This window comes from Endothiovibrio diazotrophicus (genome assembly GCF_054657215.1).
In genome coordinates this window covers 1-375 of sequence record NZ_BAAHXB010000336.1, presented here as the reverse complement: position 1 = coordinate 375, position 375 = coordinate 1, and the positions used below count along the sequence as shown (strand labels likewise).

1 protein-coding gene is annotated in these 375 nt (G+C 61.3%); it reads right to left on the bottom strand.

Annotated features, from left to right (window positions below; translation table 11 throughout):
* A partial coding sequence (locus ACYQ2W_RS26705; protein ID WP_459874176.1) for a hypothetical protein occupies positions 1-182 on the bottom strand: 182 nt, incomplete at its 3' end.
* Positions 183-375: the final 193 nt, after the last annotated feature.

Sequence of the window (375 nt, the reverse complement as noted above, 5' to 3'; positions counted from 1 at the left end):
CAGCACCCAGAGATCCGGGGTGCTCTTGTGCTCGAACAGCAGATAGACCCGCAGCTCGCCTTCTTGGTTCTTGTCGTATTGATCAGATCAGCGTTGCCGACGGCGCGTCCTACCTCCTCCATAGCCATGGCGCCGAAGAGGTAGGGGGCCAGACCGCCGATGAACAGGCCGATGATCACCATGTGGTTGTCCTGCGTGAAGATGGCCACCTGCCGAGGAGAAGCCTATCACTCCGACACGATCGCGGCCTAAGGGCCGCTCCTACGGGGGCCAAGACGTTGCTGGCCGCCGATCGTCACTCAACTCAGTCGTAGGTTGCCGCTACCGCGGCGACGAGAACGGAAGCAGCGGGGTAGGAGTCGCGATATCGTTTTG